Raw genomic sequence first — 20,341 nt, forward strand, 5'->3', positions numbered from 1 at the left:
TAGAACAACTCGTGGCCGGTCGCGACCCGCCCGTCCGGGGGCGGGTCGCGACCGGTCATCCGAGTCAGTCGAGATCGTGAGCGAGTGTGCGCGCCCGTCGGCGCCGTCGTATCCCCCGGTGTCACACCGGAGACTCTAGGGCGCCCCACGTCGCCGCACGAGGGGAACACCGTCGGCGTCCCCCTCGTGGGCGATGCTCAGCTCGCCGGCTGGGTCAGGTCGTACATCGTGGTGCCGTCGACGGTGACGGCAGTGAAGTTGTCCTGAACCCACGTGCTGATCTGCGACGACGGCTGCGACGAGCCGCCGGCCATCCCGGGAGCGCCGGCGCCCGGCCCGCCGCCGGCGATGAAGTAGTGGATCTCCCTGGCGGCGACCAGCTTCTGGAACTCGGCGAGAGTCGGCGACGGATCGCTGCCGTTGAACCCGCCGATCGGCATCACCGAGTGGCCGGTCTCGAGCTGGTAGCCCGAGGCGGACTGCGAGCCGACCGCGGCGGCGACCCAGGTGTAGTCGTCGGCGTCGGCGACGAGCTTGTCGACGACGGCCTGCGTCGGTGTGGAACCGCGCAGGAGTCCACCCGGCCCGTCGCCGCCGCGACCGCCGGGCATGCCCGGGCCGCCACCGGGGAAGCCCTGGCCCGGACCACCCGGGCCGAACTCCATGAACCCTCCGCCGGGCATGCCCGGGCCACCGCGACCACCCGGACCGAACCCGCCCGCGACCGCCGGACCGGCGGTGATGATCGACCCGCTCTTCTCGGCCGTGACCGTGTCGATGGTGTACGCGACCGGCCCGGCCAGACCCGCGATGACCGCGCCGCTCAACGCTGCCGCGGCGACACCCCGTATCCGGGCGAACACCATGGCCACCGCGGCCAGGAGGCCGACGATGAGGACCGCGTAGCGCAGCCACGGAACGAAGTCGGGCGTCCGGTCGAGCAGTACGAAGCCCCAGATCGCGGTGATCGCCACCGAGACACCCAGTGCGAGGCGCACCCACAGGCGGTCCCGATACGACCAGCAGACGGCACCGCCGGCCGCGACGACAGCTGCCACCGCCGGCGCCAGAGCCGCCGTGTAGTACTGGTGGAAGATGCCGGCCATGAAACTGAAGACACCCATCGTGACCAGCAGCCACAGACCCCAGACCGAGAGATACGCGCGGCGCGGATCGGTGCGCCGGGCCTTGCCGATGAGCACGAGAGCCACCATCGCGAGCACGAGACCCGCCGGGATCAGCCACGCGATCTGACCGCCCTGCGCGGGTTCGAACATCCGCAGCCAGCCGGTCTCACCCCATGCACCGCCGCGGCCACCACCGGGCCCGCCGCCGGGGCCGCCCATGCCCTCCAGTGCGCCCATGCCGTGACCACGACCGGGAACCACGGCCCCGGTCTCGTCACCGTTGAGCCTGCCGAGACCGTTGTAACCCAGCGTCAGTTCGAGGATCGAGTTGTTCTGTGACCCACCGATATACGGCCGCGACGACGCGGGCCAGAGCTCGACGGCGAGAATCCACCAGCCGGCACTGACGATCATCGCGCCGAGGGCGGCGAACAGCTGACCCAGGCGCCGGGACCAGCCACCGGGACCGAAGGCGAGATAGGTGACCGACAGCGCGGGCACGATGAGGGTCACCTGCAACTGCTTGGTGAGGAATCCGAATCCGACGAACACGCCCGTGAGGATCAGCCACCGCCAGCGACCGTCGTCGACCGCCTTCATCAGCGACCAGACGGCCGCGATCATCAGCAGGACCAGCAGCGCCTCGGGATTGTCGAAGCGGAACATCAGCGCCGCAACCGGAGTCAGTGCCAGCACCGCGCCGGCGAGGATTCCCGCCCAGTGGCCGAAGTACTTCCGCGTGATCAGGTACAGCAGCGCGACCGAGGCCACGCCCATCAAGGCCTCGGGCACCAGGATGGACCACGAGTTGACACCGAAGATCCGCGCGCTGAGGCCCGGAATCCACAGTGAGGCGGGAGGTTTGTCGACGGTGATCGAGTTCGCCATGTCCGACGACCCGAAGAACCACGCCTTCCAGGACTCCGACCCGGCCTGGATGGCCGCCGAGTAGAAGGAGTTCGCCCAGCCGTTGATCGAGAGGTTCCAGAGATAGAGGACTCCGGTACCGATCAGCAGTGCGGCCAGCGAGAGGCGTTCCCGCAGAGGCTTCTTGGAGCTACCGGACGTCCGGTTCGGCTCGGCGTGGTTCACCGGCGGGTCGATGGTCGAGGTCGTCACGCGGCCACCTCCGCCCCGTGTCCGGGCGCCTTGCGGAACACCCAGCGGAGACCGACGAACCGGGTGAGCGTGGCCACCAGGTTCGCGATCACCAAGACGATCAGTTCGATGTGTTTGGTCGCCTCCGGCGCGACGGTGTGCAGCAACAACAACGAGCCTGCCGTGACCAGCCAGCCGAACACGAACACCCCGAGCCCGAAGAGCTGGTGTCGCAGGGCATTGTCACGACCGCGGACCCCGAAGCTGAACCGACGATTGGCCGCGGTGTTGAGCACCGCGGTGATCGCGAGGGCGACCAGGTTCGAGACCTGCGCTCCCAGGAACGAATGCAGCGCCAGGAACAGCACCGCGAAGGCGATCGTCGAGGCCACCCCGACTACGCAGAACCGCGCGAGCTGGCCGACCAGACCCTTGGGCACACCGTCGATCTGGGGTCCGGCGGCCCGGTCGCGACCGATGGAGGCGCGCAGTGCGGCGATCGGCAACCGTCCCATCGCGAGCGCGAGACCGACTCGCGCACAGCCCTTCAGGTCGGCGAGTGCAGTGGGCACGATGTCGACGGTGCTGTCCGGGTCGTCGACCCAGTCGACCGGGACCTCGGCGATGCGCAGCCCGATCTGTTCGGCGAGGACGAGGAGTTCGGTGTCGAAGAACCAGCCGGTGTCGACGACGAACGGCAGCAGCTCGCGGGCGATGTCGGTGCGCATGGCCTTGAAACCGCACTGTGCGTCGGAGAACCTGGCGCCCATCGCCGTTCGGAGGATGAGGTTGTACGAGCGGGAGATGAACTCTCGCTTCGGTCCCCGCACGACTCGCGATGACCGGTTCAACCGGGTGCCGATCGCGATGTCCGAGTGCTTCGACACGAGCGGGGCGATGAGCGGCATCAGCGCATTGAGGTCGGTGGAGAGATCCACGTCGCAGTACGCGACGATCTCGGCGTCGCTGCGCTGCCACACCGCGTTCAGCGCACGACCACGACCCATCTCGTCGAGATGGACGACGCGGACTCCCTCGAGTTCGTCGACGAGGCCGACGGCGATCGCGAGGGTGTCGTCGGTGCTGGCGTTGTCGGCAACGGTGATGCGAGCCGGATACGGCACGTGCTGCCGCAGATGGGCGGCGAGCCGGCGCACCGAGGATGCGACGTCGGCCTGTTCGTCGTGGACGGGAACGACGATGTCGAGGACCGGGGTCGACACCGAACTGTCGGCGAGGGTGTACACCGGCGCCGTTGCGCCCGGCGGTGCTTGCGGGATCATGGGGACCACGATCGGTTCACACCCTCGAACCCGTCTGGAACCCGGCTGTCAGGTTCCTGTGAACCGACGATCCCTGCTGTCGGGTGTCGCCACTACATTGGGGTCATGGTTGCCACCCTCTCCCCGGACCAGCTGACCGCCGCCAACCGCGTGATCACCAGCCTGGCCGGTGAGGGCGCCCGGCTGCGCGAGGACCAGCTGCGAGCGGTGACCGCGCTGGCCGGCGGTGAGCCCGGCACTCCCGGCGCGCGGGTCCTGGTGGTCCAGGCGACCGGATGGGGCAAATCGGCCGTCTACTGGTCGGCCACCGCGATCATCCGTGCCGGCGGCGGCGGACCGACGCTCATCGTGTCCCCACTGCTGTCACTCATGCGCGATCAGGTGGCCGCGGCGGCTCGCGGCGGTCTGTCCGCGGCGACGCTGAACTCGTCGAATGTCGACGAGTGGTCGGCGATCGAGGCACAGCTGCGGGCGGGTGAGCTCGACGTCCTGCTCGTCTCCCCGGAACGCCTCGCGAATCCCGGTTTCGGACGTCGTGTGCTCGACGCCCTGGCCGGCAACCTCGGGCTGCTGGTGATCGACGAGGCGCACGCGGTCTCGGACTGGGGTCACGACTTTCGGCCCGACTACCGCCGCGTGGCCGACGTGTTGCGTTCGGTCAACCCGACGACGCCGGTCCTGGCGACCACCGCGACCGCCAACGCCCGCGTCACCGAGGACGTCGCCGCGCAGCTCGACTCCGGTTCCGACACGCCGACGCTCGTCCTCCGCGGACCTCTCGCCCGAAAGTCGTTGCACCTCAACGTTCTCGACGGACTCTCGCCCGTGCAGCGGTACGGCTGGGTGGCGCAGGCCCTCCCCCATCTCCCGGGTTCGGGCATCGTCTACGTCCTCACCGTCGCCGACGCCGACCGACTCGTCGAGGCCATCCGGGCGGTGCACGGGGACTCGGTAGAGGTCGCGGCCTACACCGGACAGCTCGACGCCGACCGCCGGCACGAACTCGAAGATGCATTGCTGCACAACAAGGTCAAGGCACTGGTGGCGACCTCTGCCCTGGGGATGGGCTACGACAAACCCGACCTCGGCTTCGTCGTGCACGTCGGTTCACCGCCGTCGCCGGTCTCGTACTACCAGCAGGTCGGCCGCGCCGGGCGCGCCCTCGACGACGCCGTGGTGATGCTCCTGGCGTCGCAGACCGACGACCGGATCTGGGAACACTTCGCCACCGCCACGATCCCCGATCCCGACAAGATGCGTGACCTCCTGGCCGCCCTGGAGGCCGCCGACGAACCGCAGTCGGTCATCCAACTCGAGGCGGCCACGCGCTTCCGCCGCACGCGAATCGAGTTGATGCTCAAGCAACTCGCCGTCGACGGCGTCACCGATCGCACCCCGGACGGCTGGGTCGCCACCGGCAAACCCTGGACCTACGACGCCGCCCACTACGACGGCGTGCTCGCCGTCCGCCGCCGCGAGGCCGACATCATGCGCGACTACATCGCCGGACGCACCTGCCTGATGCGCCTGCTGACCGAATCGCTCGACGACCCGCAGGCCGCCGACTGTGGCCGCTGTTCGGTGTGCCGAGGTGCGCTGAGTGAGGGACTACCCGACACCGTGGACACCGAGGTCGTCCGCACCGTCACGTCGACGCTGCGCCGCAAGGCCTCGACCCTCGATCCGAGGAAGATGTGGCCGGGAGGCGAATTCGGCCGTCGCGGAAGGATTCCCGCCGACCTCCTCGCCCAGCCAGGCCGCGTCCTGGCCCACGCCGATGCGCCCGAATGGGTGGAGGTGCTGGCCGCCGCCCGCAGCGGCGACGAACGCGCACTCGGCGAACTGGGCGACGCAGCGGTCGCGACGCTGTCGGCGTGGGTGCGCGAGACGGGGGTCCGCGCCGATGTCATCCTGTCACTGCGCCTGACCGGCACGAACCTGGCCGAGACGCTGGCCGAACACCTGCGCACGGTCGGGAAACGCGGCGGCGGGACCTTCCCCGTCCGTCTGGGCGATCCCCCGGCCGATGCGACCGGCGCGGTCGAAGCCGCGTATTGGCGCGACCACCTCGGCGATCCGCCCGAGGTCGCCGGTCAGAACGTGATGCTCGTGGTGGATGCCAACAGCTCCGGTTGGCCGATCACCCTGGCCGCCGCTGCACTCCGCGAGGCCGGTGCAAACGCGGTGCTACCGTTGCTGATCCACCGGACGGTGTGAGTCGCGGGTCCGACGCTCCCCTGGTCACCGGCCCAGCGCGAGCACCTCGTCGAATCCGTCCGCGAGGCATGCGTGGAAGATGTCGACGTCCTCGATTGCACCGGTGTCTACGTCGATGCCCAGTTCGCAGGTGTCGACGTAGGTGAGGAGGGTGACGTTGACCGCTGCCCCGATGGTGGGGCCGAACGCGTACTGAGCTCGCAGCCGAGCGCCACCGACGTAGACCGGCACCGGGATACCGGGAACGTCGCTGCACAGAAAGTCGACATGACGCAGGACCGACCCGATGTACCAGCGCGGCATCAGGTTCATCGCACCGGCGATGAGCTGGGTGTACGGCAGCGAGCGCTCATTGCGGACACGTGCCGTCCGGCGGTGGATCTGCGCGATCCGCCGTGCCGGATCGACTTCTGCGCCAGGCACATCGAATCTCATGAGGGTGATCCGGTTGCCACCGGGGGCGTCCTCCTCGGTCCGCAGACTCACCGGCATGCACAGGTGGAGGTCGCCGACCTCGGCGCCGTGCTTCTCGTGGTACAGACGGAGCCCGCCGAGGACGCCGGCGACGAACGCGTCGTTGAGTGAACCACCGCCACGATGCCCGGCGTCGCGTAGTTGCCGCAGCGGAACCTCGTGGACGGCGAGATGCCGGACCAATGACCGGTCGGTCATCAGCGGCGATCCCGTCTCGTTGACCGGGCGAACCGTGCGGTACACCGATGCAGCGGTCTCGACCGCCGCGCCGGCCGTCGCGACGGGATGGCGAATGGCGTTGTACGCCAACGACGGTGCGGATCTGACCAGGTCGGTGACGGTGTTCGACGCGCGTTCGGCGTCGAATCGCAGGGTATCCACGTAGTCCCGCCACCACGTTTCCTCGTTCGACGACGAGGCCGGGGCGTGGGGTGCGGCAGTCGGCTGTTCCGGTTCCTCGGTCAGGTCGAACAGCCGCATCGCGATCTCGATCGCACCGACACCATCGGTGAGAGCGTGATGGAACTTGCAGACGACCGCGGCACCGCCGTCGGCCAGCCCATCGACCAGCGTCGCCTTCCACAACGGGCGGGCACGGTCGAAGTCCTCCATGGCCGCGATCCGCGCCATCTCCAGCACGGTGTCGAAGGTGCCCGGCGCGGGGGCCCGGACCCGGCGCGTGTGGAAGTCGAGATCGAAATCGGGGTACGGGACCCATCGGGGCGGCGCCGACAGCGGCGAGTACACGACGCGCTCCCGGAACATCGGGAGGTCGGCGGTGATGGTCTCGAACCGACCGCGCATCGCTTCCCAGTCGGGCGTGCGGTCCAACAGGAGGACCGTCACCACCGTCGAGCGCAGGCGCGGGTCGGCCTCCATCGACCAGGTGAAAGCGTCGCTGTTGCGCATGTACTCGGTCATGACTGCCTCCGGCAACGACCGTACTCAGCCCCCGCCGCCTCCGTACCGTTTCGGCGCAGCAGAGGACTTTGTGCCTTGCTCCCTGAGTAGCCCCGGAGCGTGCGGAGGGGCGTATCGAAGGGTCAGTCGGCGACGTACTCGCCGTAGCCCAGCGAGCGCAGGCTCGCGCGGATCTTCTCGGCCGCGGCGTCGAGGTCCTCGGGGCTGGCGTTCTTGTTCGCGTTGGCGAGGTCGAAGGTCTCCAGCGACAGTCCCTGGAAGACATGGATGTGCACGTGGGGCACCTCGAGACCGGCGATGAGCAGACCGATTCGCGGCGCGTCGAAGGCGTTCTTGACGGCCTGGCCGACCTTCTGGGCGACCCCGCTGAGATGGGCGAACAGCGAGCCGTCGATCTGTTCCCAGTGGTCGACCTCGTTGCGGGGCACCACCAGGACGTGGCCGGGGGTGACGGGTTCGATGGTCAGGAATGCGACGGCTTCGCCGTCCTTCCAGACGAAACGACCAGGGATGTCGCCGTTGATGATCATGCTGAAGACCGATGCCATGGCCCGAGTCTAGATGTTGTGGGGTCCGGCGACGGGGCGCAGCCGTGTTGTCCACGGGCCTGTCGGGGGTCCATGACATTCTTTTCGGTGTGAGTGGGCCAGAATCCTCCCGACCGGGACGCCGCGTTCGATCCAGCGCAGTCGGATCCAGTGACGTCCTCGCCCGCGCACAACGGTTCCCGCGGCTGCGGTACATGGGGTCGAAGTACCGGCTGCTCCCCCACCTCGAACGCACCTTCGCCGAGATCGGCGGGTCGACGGCCGTCGACGCCTTCTCCGGCTCGGGCGTCGTGTCCTACCTGTTGAAGGCGCAGGGCTTCGAGGTCCTCAGCAACGACTTCCTGCGCTTCCCGCACATCATCACGCGTGCCTCGGTGGCGAACTCGAGTGTCCGCCTCGAACCGGAACTCGTGGAGCAGATCTGCGGGCCGGCCGCCGACGACCGCGACTACATCTCCCGCACCTTCGACGGTCTGTACTTCACCGCCGAGGACCGCGAGTTCCTGGACTCGGCGTGGTCGCACATCGACGCGCTGCGCGGCTACCGTCGCGACCTCGCCGTGTCCGCGCTGGTCCTCTCCGCCGCACGCAAGCAACCCCGCGGGGTCTTCACGTTCACCGACTCCACGCGGTACGCGGACGGACGCCGCGATCTCACGATGTCGCTGCGCGACCACTTCCGGCTACGTGCCGCCGCCGACTACAACGCCACCGTGTTCAGCAACGGCTGCAGCAGTCGAAGTGTCCAGGGCGACATCTTCGACCTCGACCTGCCGTGGTCGGCGCCACCGGACCTCGTCTACCTCGACCCTCCGTATGCGCCGCCCGCCGACGACAACGACTACATCAAGCGTTATCACTTCCTCGAAGGGCTCTCCGCGTACTGGCGCGGGATGACGATCATGGAGAACACCAAGACCAAGAAGCTGCCCAAGCGCTTCACCCCGTTCGCCTACAAGCGAACCATCGAGGATGCCCTGCTGCGCACGTTCGAACACTTCGAGGACGCGGGCGCGATCGTGCTCTCCTATTCGTCGAATGCGTTGCCGGGCAAGGACCGGATCGTCGATCTGCTGGGCAAGGTCAAGCCGTCGGTCGAGGTGATCGCGATCGATCACAAGTACAGCTTCGGCACGCACGCCGCGGCGACTCGTCGAGACGTCAGCGAGTTCCTGTTCATCGGACGGGACTGACGCCGAGCACATGAGCACTGCAGTTGACTTCGACGACTATCTGAAATCGTTGGGACGGTTGACCTCTCACGTCGACCCCACCGCCGCCACGCCGGAGGCCGAGCGGATCGTCGAGGCCACCGGACGGCTCGGCGGGCTCCTCGACACCGACATCACCGGACTCGCCGCCTGGGTGCGCGACAACCCCAACGACGTCCCGGTGCTCGGACTGGCGGTCGGGCTGTCGCAGGAGAAGCTCAAGAATGCGTTGCGCGATCGTTTCGACACCAGCGGCTGGCACGGACTGGCGCGCACCCAGCCCGTCGAACTGGTGACCTGGCTCGACGCGGAGTTCGATCTGGTGCGGATGTTGCGGACCCAGATGGAACGCACCTACACCTTCGCCGACATCCTTGTGGCCCGCGCGGGAACCCGCGCGACCGCGACCCGCGCCGGGGCGTCGGGCCGGCGGATCGAGGACGAGATCGAGGACATCGCCCGCGACCTCGGTCTGGATTACACGACGCGCTCCCGGTTCGCCGGACGCAACGGACGCACCGCACCGGCCGACCTGATCGTCGGCGATCCGAACTCTGCCGACATCGTCGTGGCCGCAAAGGGTTTCGACTCCACCGGATCGAAGCTCACCGACGCCGTGCGCGAGATCGAGGAGATGGCCGAGGTGCGCCTCCCGACGCAGCTGGTCCTCGCGGTGATCGACGGAATCGGCTGGAAGTCACGACAGTCCGACCTCCGACGCATCCATCAGCTGTGGACGACCCGCCAGATCGACGGCATGTACACCCTTGTCACGCTCGACCGCTTCCGCGCCGATGTCGCCGAGTTCGCCCGGTTGCGGCGCCTCATCTGACGGCGTCGCTCAGCTGAGCAGCAGCGGCAGCCGAACCCAGAAGGTCGCGCCCTCACCGGGCGTCGATTCGACGCCGACCCGGCCCCCGTGCGCCTCCACGAGGGCGGCGACGATGGACAGGCCCAGGCCGCTTCCGCCGCCCGAACCCCGGTGGCGTGACTGGTCACCACGATAGAACCGCTCGAAGACGTGGTCGGCGTCTTCCGGGGCCAGTCCCGGTCCGGTGTCGGCGACCGTCAGCACCACCTCCGATCCGCCGCCGGGAGCTGCCTCGACCGCCACTCCAACCGTGATCGACGCGTCGTCCGGGGTGTGGTTGACCGCGTTGCCGATGAGGTTGCGCAGCACCTGCAGAAGCTTCGGCGCGTCGCCGGATACGACGGGCGGCTGGTCGCCGGTCGTCACCTCGAGCCGGATGTCCCGATCCGGGGCGGCCACCCGCGCGGACTGCACGGCGTCAGCGGCCAGGCTCAACAGGTCGACCGGTGCCGTGGCGAGGGGACGCTGCGCGTCGAGGCGAGCCAGCATCAGCAGGTCCTCGACGAGCAGGTTCATCCGGCCCGCCTCGTCGTCGATGCGCCGCATGGCATCCGTGACATCGGGAACACCGCCCTGCGAATAGAGTTCGGCGAATCCCTTGATGGAGGTCAGCGGCGTGCGCAGCTCGTGGCTGGCGTCGGCGATGAAGCGTCGCATCTCCTCTTCGGAGGCACGGGCCTGCCGCTCGGACGCCGCGGTGGTGACGAAGGCCTGCTGGATCTGGCCGAGCATCGTGTTCAGCGAATCCGACAGACTGCCGACCTCGGTGTTGGGTGCGGCCGGCGGAACTCGGCGCGTGAGGTCGCCCTCGGCGATCGCCTGAGCTGTCTCCTCGACCCTGCGCAGGGGACGAAGACTGGTCCGCACCAACAGATAACTGAGCACGCCGATGAGCACCACGATCACGGCGCCGATGGCGAACTGCAGCCAGATCAGCCGGCTCACGGTGGCATCGATGTCCGACATCGGGGTGGCCACGATCGACGTACCGAACCGGTTGCTGCGCTTGATCACCCGCCACTGGGGACCGTGCGGATCCACCGATCCGACAGTCACCGGACCGGCGTTGTCGCCGGCGAGCCGGTCGAGATCCGGGGCGTGGTCGAACTGGTTGTAGACGCTGACCACCGAGATACCGCCCGGCCCGCGAAGAATCGACTCCACGTAGTACGGCGACGGCGGACGACGCGGCCCCGGCGGGCCGGAGCGCGGTTCGTCGGCCGGAGATCGTGGCTCGGCCCAGGTGCGGGTGGCGTTGACCAGTCCTTCGTCGGCGCGGGAGATGAGGTCCTGGCGCATCGACGAGGTGACCGCCACCCCGGAGGCCAACAGCCCGACGACCACCAGGGCGAGCGTGAGTGCGACCAGGGAGAACCGCAGTGGCACACCGCGCTTGCGCGGCTGCGGCGTCGGAACCGGTGCGGACATCAGCCGCGCGGCTCGCGCATCACATAGCCCACACCGCGCAGGGTGTGGATGAGACGCTTCTCGCCGTTGTCGAGTTTGCGACGCAGGTAGGAGACATAGGACTCGACGACGTTGACCTCACCGCCGAAGTCGTAGTTCCAGACATGATCGAGGATGCGGGGTTTGGACAGCACCGTCCCCGCGTTGACCATGAAGTACCGCAGCAGGGTGAACTCGGTCGGCGAGAGCTGGACCGGTTTGCCCGCCTTGAAGACCTCGTGGGTCTCGTCGTCGAGCTCGATGTCGGCGAAGGTGATCCGCGACGAGGCCTGCTGCTCCTCGCCGAATCCGCTGCGACGCAGGAGCACCTGCAATCGGGCGACGACCTCCTCGAGGCTGAACGGCTTGGTGACGTAGTCGTCGCCGCCGATCGTCAGCCCGTTGACCTTGTCCTCGACCGAGTCCCGAGCCGACAGGAACAAGGCGGGGGCCTCTATCCCGTCCGCGCGGAGACGACGCAACAGACCGAAACCGTCCATGCCCGGCATCATGACGTCGAGAATCAGGATGTCGGGTTTCCTGCTGCGACATCGGTCGATCGCCGCCGGTCCGTCGGCGGCGGTGTCGACGTCGTATCCCTGGAACTTCAGCGACACCGACAGCAGCTGACGGATGTTCTCCTCGTCGTCGACGACGAGGACCTTCGCGCCGCGCGCTGCGTCGTTCTCGGCCGGTCTGGTCACACGTCTACTGTTCCAAAGTCGCCTGGGGCGTCACTGGCCGGACGCTGGGAGGTTCCTGTGAGCCCTGACCTGCGGATTCATCGGCGACCCTCAGACTGTGGGGTCGCCGTAGGCAGCAGCGATGGCCTCGGAGTCGCGCCACCGGGAATAGGTGGGAACCTGGGGCCACCCGGCGGGCGAGTCCTGCCACTCCTCCTGGCGCCCCCACGGCAGCACGTCGAGAAGGCCGAACGTGAACCCGAGCTGTTCGGTCCCTCGACCCGCGGTGTGCCAGGTGCGGTACACCGTGTCGCCGTCTCGTAGGAAGACGTTGATCGCGAAACCCTCACCCGGAGCGGCGTCGACGTCGGCGGAGAAGGTCGTCCCTGCCGAGGAGTACCAGTCCATGCGGTTGCCGACGCGCTTCTTGTAGGCCAAAGCTTCCTCGATCGGGCCGTGGGTGATGATCACGAACCGGGCGTCGTAGTCGGCGAGGAAGTCGAGTCGGCTGAACTGCGTCGTGTACCCGGTGCATCCTGGGCACTGGTAGGTCGCGCCGGGATTCCACATGTGGTTGTAGACGATCAGCTGCGACCTCCCGTCGAAGACGTCGACGAGACGGATCGGCCCGTCGGGTCCGGTCAGGGTGTAGTCCGGCATCTCGACCATCGGCAGGCGACGGCGCTGCGCGGCGATCGCGTCCAGTTCGCGGGTGGCCGCCTTCTCCCTGGCGCGCAGTTCGGCCAGCGCGGCGGTCCAGGTGTCGTGGTCGGCCACGGGTGGAAGTTGATCGCTCATCGCGGTGCCCTTTCGATCGATGCGGATGGTCCCCGCAGAGGCAGACCGCGGCGCGGAGCTCAACTCATCGCTGCCGCATGTACGGCGCGGCGTACCCGATCTTCATGGGTGCCTCGCCGAGCCACGCCGCCAGCTCCGCGGCCCGCGCGTCGAGTTTCCTCCGGGCCTCGACCGGCAGGGGTTCGAGCGGGTGGATCGCGATCGAGTTGTCATCCCGGCGATACCAGCCGCCGACGATCCGCCCGTCCCACCACGCGGTCTGGCCGCCGTTGCCCACGGAGTCGAAGACCGCCGGTCCGTGATCGCCGAGGTAGAAATCGCGCTCCTTGAAGCCCATCGTCGTGGGATCGAGTTCGGGCAGCAGCACCGCCTGCGGTTCGCAGTCGTCGTCCCCGTCCCCGTTGTCGCTGTCGCCGGGAAGGTCGTCGGGCAAGACATGGCCGACGCCGCCGCCATCCAGGTCGACCTCGACGGTGCCGAGGTCGGCGAGCGCGGCACGCACCGCGGTCTTGGTGGAACCCAGCCACCACACGATGTCGGTCTCGGTGCCCGGGCCGTACGTGCGCAGCCAGCGTTCGATGAGCGCTTTGTGCCCGTCGTGCACACTCGGCACGTCCGGGGTCTCGCCGAGCCACACCTTCATCGACGTCCACGCCGGCCGGGACAGATGCCAGTCGAGGCGGTTGGGTCCACGGACGATGTCGCCCGAGGCGTCGAGCATGTTGAGCACCCGCGGTCCGAAATGACTCTTACCGGCCCACGACTTGCCCTCGCCGAAGATGATCGATCCGTCCAGGGCGGGCAGTCGGCCGCGGAGTTCGGTGGACGTCAGGGACTCGCCGCCGGCGAGCTCGGCGAGGACCGCGTCCCGCGCGGTCTCGATCCAGCCCTCCGGGTCGTCGACCTCGGGGGTGCGCCGGAGATCGCGGAGCATGTTGGTGCGCTCGGAGGCAGAGATGCGGGGACCGAGCGCGCCGATCGACTCGGCCAGGAGATCTCGGGAGAAGGCGAAGAGTGTTCGGCGCATCGCGAGATGTCTGACGAGGGTCCGGTCCCCGTACAGCGCGGTGTCGATGTCGGTGCGGGCCAGACCGTCGACGCGCGCCCAGGCGGACAGATACACCGTCGACGGCGTGGTCGAGTGGAGGCCGACCATCGTCCTCGCGGCGTCGACGGCGGACGGCGCTCGCGACGCGGCGTCGAGATGCATGCGACGCATCAGACGGGAACGGCGCTGGGCGTCGGTGATGCGGGGTCGCACTGGCATGCCGCGATCCTAGTGATCTGCCGAGCCGAGGAAGCAGAGGAAAAGAGGGAGCCGGGAAGAAGAGGGGAAGCGGGTGCCGGAGACCGGCCGACCCCCATCGACCCGGTACCCCGGCACCCGCCCGGTTGCGTGGGCCGGACGACACACAGCCCCCGACGGGCAGTGCCTGAGAACACCTCCGTGTGTCCTGCGACCGACGCATCCTTACGCTCCCGACCCCCGGTCGGGAACGCCCACCAAGGAGACCCCACGGCGCGAGCGGAGTACAGCCGACCTCCGGAATCGGTCGCGAACACCGAGGTCAGGACGCGAACGGACTATCCGGACCGGACACCGGCAAATCCGGATCCGCACGTGTTCAGGTCAGATGACCGGGTCGCTCGTCGCCCGACGTGTCCGTCGCCACGGGCTCCGACGCTGGCGCCCCGGTGCCACCTGTCGCAGAATGGGTCGGTCGATCAATCGTGCAGTCGGAGCGTGGAGTCGGGTGAGTGGATTTTGGTGAAGCGCTCGCGCGCCTGTTCGTGCAAGCGGGTCGCCCCACCCTTCGGGCATCGGCGGCCCGGGCCAAGGTCTCCGCGCAGCGCATCAGCGACTGGCGCAACGGCCGGCATCTGCCCCGCGACTTCGCGACCGTCGAACCACTCCTGGTCTGGCTGACGTCCCGGGCGGTGGCCGCGGGCGTCGCCGATGCCCTCACGATTCCCCAGTGGCGAGAACTGTGGCACCGTCACCTGAACCAGGAGGCACCCGAAACCCCGGCGCCGCCGGCCCGCCACGCCCGACCCTATGCCGGACTGGCCACTCTCACCGCCGCCGACAGCGAGCTGTACTTCGGCCGCGACGACCTCGTCGGCATCCTCGTGGACACGATCATCACCGCCGGGTCCGGGCCCTCGATGCTGTCGCCCTCTTCCCGGCTCGTCGTTGTCACGGGTGTGTCGGGCTCGGGCAAGTCGTCGCTGCTGCGTGCCGGACTGGCCCGCGACCCGCGGATCTCGACACCACGTCTCGCGGAGGTCACCCCGGACGGGCTCACCATCGCGCCGCCTGTCGACGGTGAGACCGACGCGGTCATCGTCATCGACCAGTTCGAGAACGTCTTCTCCCTTGCGGACGAGCTGCGATCGGCCACGATGCTCGAGGTCGAGGAACTCGCGGCCGACACCGTCGTGGTGGTGGGGGTCCGCGCGGACTTCTTCAGCCAGTGCGTGGAACACCCGTTCCTCGCCGACGCCTGGCAGAACCGCTGCGTGATCGTCTCGGAGATGACGCGCACCCAGCTCCGCGAGGTCATCACCGCCCCGGTCCGACTGGCCGGTGGACGTATCGAGGCAGGCCTGGCCGATGTGATGATCACCGACCTGTACGAGGCGTCGACGGTCGGCGACCGCGCCGGGAGGCTGCCTCTGCTGGCCCACGTCCTCCAGGCGACCTGGGCACGACGGTCCGGCAACCGCATGACCCTCTCCGGCTATCGCGCGACCGGTGGCATCGCCCGCGCGGTCGCCGACACCGCGGAAGCCGCGTGGGAGGCCATCGCCCCCGAACACCGCGACCTCGCCCGCGCGGTCCTGTTGTCGCTCGTACATGTGGGTCCGGCCGGGATCGCGCTGCGGGTACCGCTGTCGACCTCGACCGTCAGCAGCCGCTTCCCACCCGAGGTCTCGACCGTCATCGACGAGTTCGCGCAGGCCCGGCTGCTGACCGTGTCCGCCGAGTCGGTGATGCTGGTGCACGACGTGGTGCTGACCGCGTGGCCGCGCCTGGCCGCGTGGATCGCCGACAACTCCGACACCCACGTGTGGTGGCAGCAGCTCGACGCCGACACCCAGTCGTGGGTGGACAACGGCCGGAGTCGCTCGTTCCTCTACACCGGTTCGCGACTCGACGACGCCAAGCGCCACCGCGAAGCCCTGCGCAGCAACTACGTCCACCTGCTGAGCAGGGACAACGACGAGTTCCTCGACTCCGCGGTCGCAGCGCAGCGTCGGCGCCGACTGCTGCAGGTGGGCGCGGTCTCGGTGATCGCGGTCCTTGCGATCGCGGCGTCGATCACTGCGGTCATCGGCTTCCGACAGGCCCACGACCTGCGACAACAGCGAAACGCCGCGGAACGCGCGGCTCTGCTGTCCCACATCGACAGCATGGAGCACTCGAATCCGTCGTTGGCGGCGCGGCTCCTCCTCGTCGCGCATCAGCTCTACCCCGACGATCCGACGGTGGCCGGGCGCCTGCGCGGCGCGGCCACCAGCCCGCTCGCCACACAGATCACCGGTCACACCGGTCCCGTGTACGACCTGGCGTTCGACCGGTCGGGCCGCTACCTCGCCTCGGCGAGCGGCGACCGCACGGTCCGGGTGTGGGAGAGCACCAAGAGCACTCCGCGGTACCGCACAGTGGCCACCCTGCACGGGTTCGGCAACTACGTCACCTCCACCGCCTTCCACCCGACCCGGCCACTCCTGGCCACCTCCAGCGGTGACGGTTCGGTCCGGGTCTGGGACCTCTCCGATCCCGCCCGGCCGGTGCTGCGGGTGACGGTGCCGCTGCGCCGCGGCACCGTCTACATGGCCCGCTTCTCCGCCGACGGCCGCACACTCGCCGCCTCGTCCGACGACGGTTCCATCACGGTGTTCGCGGTGTCGCCGACCGGGACACTGCGCGAGACCGCGGTGATCCGGGGTCACCGTGCCGCCGCGCGAACGCTGTCCTTCAGCCCCGACGGACGGCTGCTCGCCAGTGGCGGGGACGACCGCGTCGTGCGTCTGTGGACCACCGGCGAGCAGCCCGCGCCCGTCGGCGCACCCATCACCGGGTTCCCCAGCATCACGCACGCCGTCGCCTTCAGCCCGGACAGTCACTCACTGGCCGTCACCGGCGACAGCCCGAACGCCCAACTCTGGGACGTGACACAGCCGGTGTCCCCCCGCCCGCTCAGCACGGCGCTCCCGACCGCCACCGCCGGCTCCTGGTCGGTCGCTTTCGATCCGACGGGTTCGCAGGTCGCCTCGGCACGCGCCGACGGCACGGTCCGGGTGTGGAACACGACGAACCGCAGTTCGCCCACGGCCCAGTGGGCGCTGCAGACCGCCTCCGAGCAGGGTTCCGTGCGCACCTTCTCGGCCGCCTTCGACCCGACCGGTGACCGCCTCGTGTCCGGACGGTCCGACGGCACGATCGACGTCTGGTCGTTGCCCGACCGTTCGGTCCCCGACCGGGGCGGCACGATCAGCGGAGTGGCCACCGACCCGGCGCAGCGCATCCTCGCGACCGTCGGCTCGGACACCACCCTCAACGTCTGGACCCTGGACGGCGCGGAGATGTCCCTGCGTTCCCGCACTCCCGTCCAGCGACGGGTCAACGACCACCCGCGCGTCTCGGTGAACGAACGCGGAACCCTCGCGGCGACGGCCAACAACAACGGCGGTCTCGTCGAACTGTGGGACATCGGCAACCCGGACGCACCCCGTGCCGCAGCCAGATTGCCGGTCGCGACGCGCTACTCGTTCCCGGTCGCGTTCGCGCCCACCGGCAACGTCCTCGCGACCGGCGACACCGACACCACGATCGCCCTGTGGGACACCAGCGACCCCACCTCGCCGACCCGCATCGGCGCTCCCCTGCGCGGTCCGGCCGACCTCATCCGCAGCGTCGCCTTCAGCCCCGACGGCACCCGCCTCGCGGTGACCTCGGACGACAAGCGCGTCTACCTCTACGACCTGACCACTCGGGACACCGACCCGGTGACTGTGATCGCCGACGACGCACCCGTCACGCAAGCGGCCTTCGACGACGACGGCGAGGTCCTGGTCGTGGCCGCCCGCGACCTGTCCACCTGGCGGCTGCCGGCAACGGACACCGACGGCGAGGCCGAACTGATCGACCGGCACGAGGACATGTACGCCAACACGCTGTCCATGTCGCCCAACCGGATCGCGGTGGGCACCGCCACGCACGAGCTGATCAGCTTCGCGCTCGCCGACGACGGCACGCTGAGCGATCGGCAGTCGGTTGGGTCGCTGCTCAACTACACCGACACCACCACGACCTGGCAGGTCCCGGTCCGGCTCCCGGCGGACGACGAGATCATCGCCGGCGGCGACACCACCGGCAACGTCTACGTGCACACGCTGGCGGTGCCCGAGGCCCGCGAATGGGTATGCGACAGCACGACTCCCATGACCGAGGCACAGCGGGAGACCTATCTGCCCCACGCCGACATCCGGGGCGACTGCGACTGAGATGGTCAGCGGAAGCCGAGCACTTCCTCGCCCCACGCCTCCCACAGGTCGCCGTCGAGATTCTGGATCACCCGGTCCTCGGCGTCGATGCGCAACACCGGTCGACGACCGGTGTCGTAGGTCGGCCAGTCGCCGCCGAGCGGGCCGGCGTCGGGTGCGCGACCGTGCGCGAACGACGTCCACCGGCGCATGAGTCTCTCCGACACGGCTTCTCCGTGTCTGCGTCCGCCGAGCAGGAACGTGATGTCCCGCGGACCCGAACCGAGATTCCCCCATACATAGGGCACCTCGGTGGCATGGGCGGCGCCGAGACCCAACAACCGGAACATCCTGGTGGTCCAGTCATACCGGTAGACATAGACGGGCGCCCGGTGTGCATGGGCGTCCGCGAGCCACAGCGTGGGCATGCGGAACGCGACGTCGCGCGCCACCCCGAGACCGGTGACCTTGGGACGCAGACCCGAGTACGCCGAAAGCACCTGTGCGCGTTCGGGCAACACCACCTCGGGGTACTCCTCGCGCATGCCGGCGAACATCCGCTCGATCTCCTCGGTCGTGATCGGCATGAGCGGCGACTTCATGTATTTGAAGAGGTTCGCCTCGTCGCGGTTGGTCCCGATGATCAGAGGTACGGGCAGCGCCCGACCGTCACGGTAGACGTCGAGGGGATGTTCGGGCAGCAGGTCGCCGTCGACCACCGGGGCGAAGGCGATGGTGCCGGGCGATTCGGTGGGAACCTTGGCGAACAGTTCCGTGGTCAGCGTCGAACACCTTGCGCCGTCGAGGGATTCGAGCCGTTCCACCACCCCCGCCGTGTCGCCCGGGTCCTCGACACCGGCGGTCTCGAGCAGCATCTGCGCGACGCGGGCGGCCCGGCCGGCGCCGTACATCGACGTCACCGGCGAACTCTGCGCGATCGCGCGGCCGAACAGTCCCTCCGCCGCGGGCATCGTCAACAGCGCGGTGACGAGCCCGGCGCCCGCCGACTCACCGAACAGGGTCACCTTGTCCGGATCGCCGCCGAATGCGGAGATGTGGTCGCGCACCCAGGCCAGCGCCGTGAGGACGTCGCTGAGGCCGACGTTCGACTCGAAGCGGGGATCGATCGACGACAGGTCGGCGAACCCGAGCACGCCGAGCCGGTAGTTCAGGGTCACGATCACCACGTCGCCGGTGGCGGCGAGCGCCGCGCCGTCGTAGTACGGCTGGCTACCGGAACCCAGCACGTACGCTCCGCCGTGCAGCCAGACCATGACCGGCAGTGCGACGGCGTCGTGCGCATGTTCCGACGCCCCCGGCGGTGTCCACACGTTGAGGAACAGGCAGTCCTCGTCCATCAAGACGTCCGGGCCGAGCCGGACGGCCGGGTTGAGTTCCTGCGGGCACACGGCGCCGAACATCTGGGCGTCGATGACGGTGTCGGTGTCGCCGTCGGGGATCAGCGGCCGGGCACGACGCCATCTCAGGTCCTCCAGAGGGGGCCGCGCATATCGGATACCGCGCCAGACATCGGCGCGGTCGGTGGCGACCCCGCGGTAGGTACCCAGCGCGGTACGAGCAAGCGGATCCGCGACCGGGGACGCCGACGTCGTCTCGGCTACGGCGGAGATACCGGGTTCGTCGTGCTCCATCTGTACATCGTGCCCTGCAAGAGGAACCACGGGTGGCCGGAATGCGCACCTCGGCTGGGTAAAGTGCAGACCATGGATGTACTACGCAACGTCGTAATTCTGCTGCACATCGTCGGCTTCGCGGTGACCTTCGGAACCTGGGTCTCCCAGGCGGTCACCCGTGAGTTCCGGTTCACCCGCGTCATGGACTACGGCGTGCTGCTGTCGTTCATCACCGGACTCGCGCTCGCCGCGCCGTGGCCCGCCGGGATCGACCTGAACTACCCGAAGATCGGCATCAAGCTGGTCATCCTCGTCGCCCTCGGTGCGATCCTCGGCATCGGCAGCGCGCGACAGAAGCGCACCGGTGAACCGGTGCCGCGTGCACTGTTCTGGACCGTGGGCGCGTTGTCGCTGCTCGCAGCCGGTCTCGCCGTCATCTGGTGATACGAGAGGTGGCGGGCGTTCGAGCCCGCCACCTTCGTGGAGCCCCCTGTCAGGATTGAACTGACGACCGCACGCATACAAGGCGAGTGCACTACC

At 68.9% G+C, this 20,341-nt stretch carries 14 protein-coding genes; 5 read left to right on the forward strand and 9 right to left on the reverse strand.

What is annotated here, in order from left to right:
• Window positions 1-197: 197 nt before the first annotated feature.
• The gene (locus NWF34_RS24420) at window positions 198-2,246 is read right to left on the reverse strand and encodes a glycosyltransferase family 39 protein (protein WP_258326335.1); all 2,049 of its coding nucleotides are present in this window, start codon (window positions 2,244-2,246) and stop codon (window positions 198-200) included.
• Window positions 2,243-3,508, reverse strand: a complete 1,266-nt coding sequence (locus tag NWF34_RS24425; RefSeq protein WP_258326336.1) for a glycosyltransferase — start codon at window positions 3,506-3,508, stop codon at window positions 2,243-2,245. The genes NWF34_RS24420 and NWF34_RS24425 overlap by 4 nt, the downstream gene beginning before the upstream one ends.
• A 105-nt stretch (window positions 3,509-3,613) precedes the next feature.
• On the opposite strand from NWF34_RS24425, the gene NWF34_RS24430 reads away from it, so the two are divergent.
• Entirely contained in the window at window positions 3,614-5,725 is a 2,112-nt protein-coding gene (locus NWF34_RS24430; protein WP_258326337.1) for an ATP-dependent DNA helicase RecQ, read from the forward strand.
• Window positions 5,726-5,749: 24 nt separating this feature from the next.
• Here the strand turns inward: NWF34_RS24430 and NWF34_RS24435 are convergent, their stop codons facing one another.
• Complete coding sequence (locus tag NWF34_RS24435) at window positions 5,750-7,120, reverse strand: wax ester/triacylglycerol synthase domain-containing protein (protein ID WP_258326338.1); 1,371 nt, start codon at window positions 7,118-7,120, stop codon at window positions 5,750-5,752.
• 122 nt (window positions 7,121-7,242) lie between these two features.
• Window positions 7,243-7,668: an HIT family protein gene (locus NWF34_RS24440; protein ID WP_006435829.1), complete on the reverse strand. Its 426-nt coding sequence runs from the start codon at window positions 7,666-7,668 to the stop codon at window positions 7,243-7,245.
• Window positions 7,669-7,862: 194 nt separating this feature from the next.
• On the opposite strand from NWF34_RS24440, the gene NWF34_RS24445 reads away from it, so the two are divergent.
• Both NWF34_RS24445 and NWF34_RS24450 read left to right on the forward strand, forming a co-directional pair.
• The gene (locus NWF34_RS24445; protein WP_309148658.1) at window positions 7,863-8,861 is read left to right on the forward strand and encodes a DNA adenine methylase; all 999 of its coding nucleotides are present in this window, start codon (window positions 7,863-7,865) and stop codon (window positions 8,859-8,861) included.
• Window positions 8,862-8,871: 10 nt separating this feature from the next.
• The gene (locus NWF34_RS24450) at window positions 8,872-9,711 is read left to right on the forward strand and encodes a hypothetical protein (RefSeq protein ID WP_258326340.1); all 840 of its coding nucleotides are present in this window, start codon (window positions 8,872-8,874) and stop codon (window positions 9,709-9,711) included.
• Window positions 9,712-9,720: 9 nt separating this feature from the next.
• On the opposite strand, the gene NWF34_RS24455 is transcribed toward NWF34_RS24450, so the two are convergent.
• From NWF34_RS24455 to NWF34_RS24470, 4 genes are all read right to left on the reverse strand, one after another.
• Window positions 9,721-11,178, reverse strand: a complete 1,458-nt coding sequence (locus tag NWF34_RS24455) for a cell wall metabolism sensor histidine kinase WalK (RefSeq protein ID WP_258326341.1) — start codon at window positions 11,176-11,178, stop codon at window positions 9,721-9,723.
• Entirely contained in the window at window positions 11,178-11,900 is a 723-nt protein-coding gene (locus NWF34_RS24460; protein WP_258326342.1) for a response regulator transcription factor, read from the reverse strand. Before NWF34_RS24460 ends, NWF34_RS24455 begins: the two co-directional genes overlap by 1 nt.
• A gap of 90 nt (window positions 11,901-11,990) precedes the next feature.
• Window positions 11,991-12,677, reverse strand: coding sequence for a DUF899 family protein (locus NWF34_RS24465; protein ID WP_182156237.1), 687 nt, complete (start codon window positions 12,675-12,677; stop codon window positions 11,991-11,993).
• Between the two features lie 64 nt (window positions 12,678-12,741).
• Window positions 12,742-13,944 carry a winged helix DNA-binding domain-containing protein gene (locus NWF34_RS24470; RefSeq protein ID WP_258326343.1) on the reverse strand — a complete coding sequence of 401 codons (1,203 nt, stop codon included), beginning with the start codon at window positions 13,942-13,944 and terminating at the stop codon, window positions 12,742-12,744.
• A 491-nt stretch (window positions 13,945-14,435) separates the two neighbouring features.
• Between NWF34_RS24470 and NWF34_RS24475 the strand changes: the two genes are divergently transcribed.
• A complete protein-coding gene (locus NWF34_RS24475) occupies window positions 14,436-18,188 on the forward strand; it encodes a WD40 repeat domain-containing protein (RefSeq protein ID WP_258326344.1) in 3,753 nt (1,250 codons plus the stop codon).
• Between the two features lie 5 nt (window positions 18,189-18,193).
• On the opposite strand, the gene NWF34_RS24480 is transcribed toward NWF34_RS24475, so the two are convergent.
• Window positions 18,194-19,819 (reverse strand): carboxylesterase/lipase family protein, encoded by a 1,626-nt coding sequence (locus tag NWF34_RS24480; RefSeq protein WP_258326345.1) that lies wholly within the window; start codon window positions 19,817-19,819, stop codon window positions 18,194-18,196.
• A 72-nt stretch (window positions 19,820-19,891) separates the two neighbouring features.
• Between NWF34_RS24480 and NWF34_RS24485 the strand changes: the two genes are divergently transcribed.
• Window positions 19,892-20,245, forward strand: a complete 354-nt coding sequence (locus NWF34_RS24485) for a hypothetical protein (protein ID WP_006435843.1) — start codon at window positions 19,892-19,894, stop codon at window positions 20,243-20,245.
• Window positions 20,246-20,341: the final 96 nt, after the last annotated feature.

The organism is Gordonia sp. GONU, from assembly GCF_024733855.1.
Lineage (GTDB): Bacteria > Actinomycetota > Actinomycetes > Mycobacteriales > Mycobacteriaceae > Gordonia > Gordonia amicalis.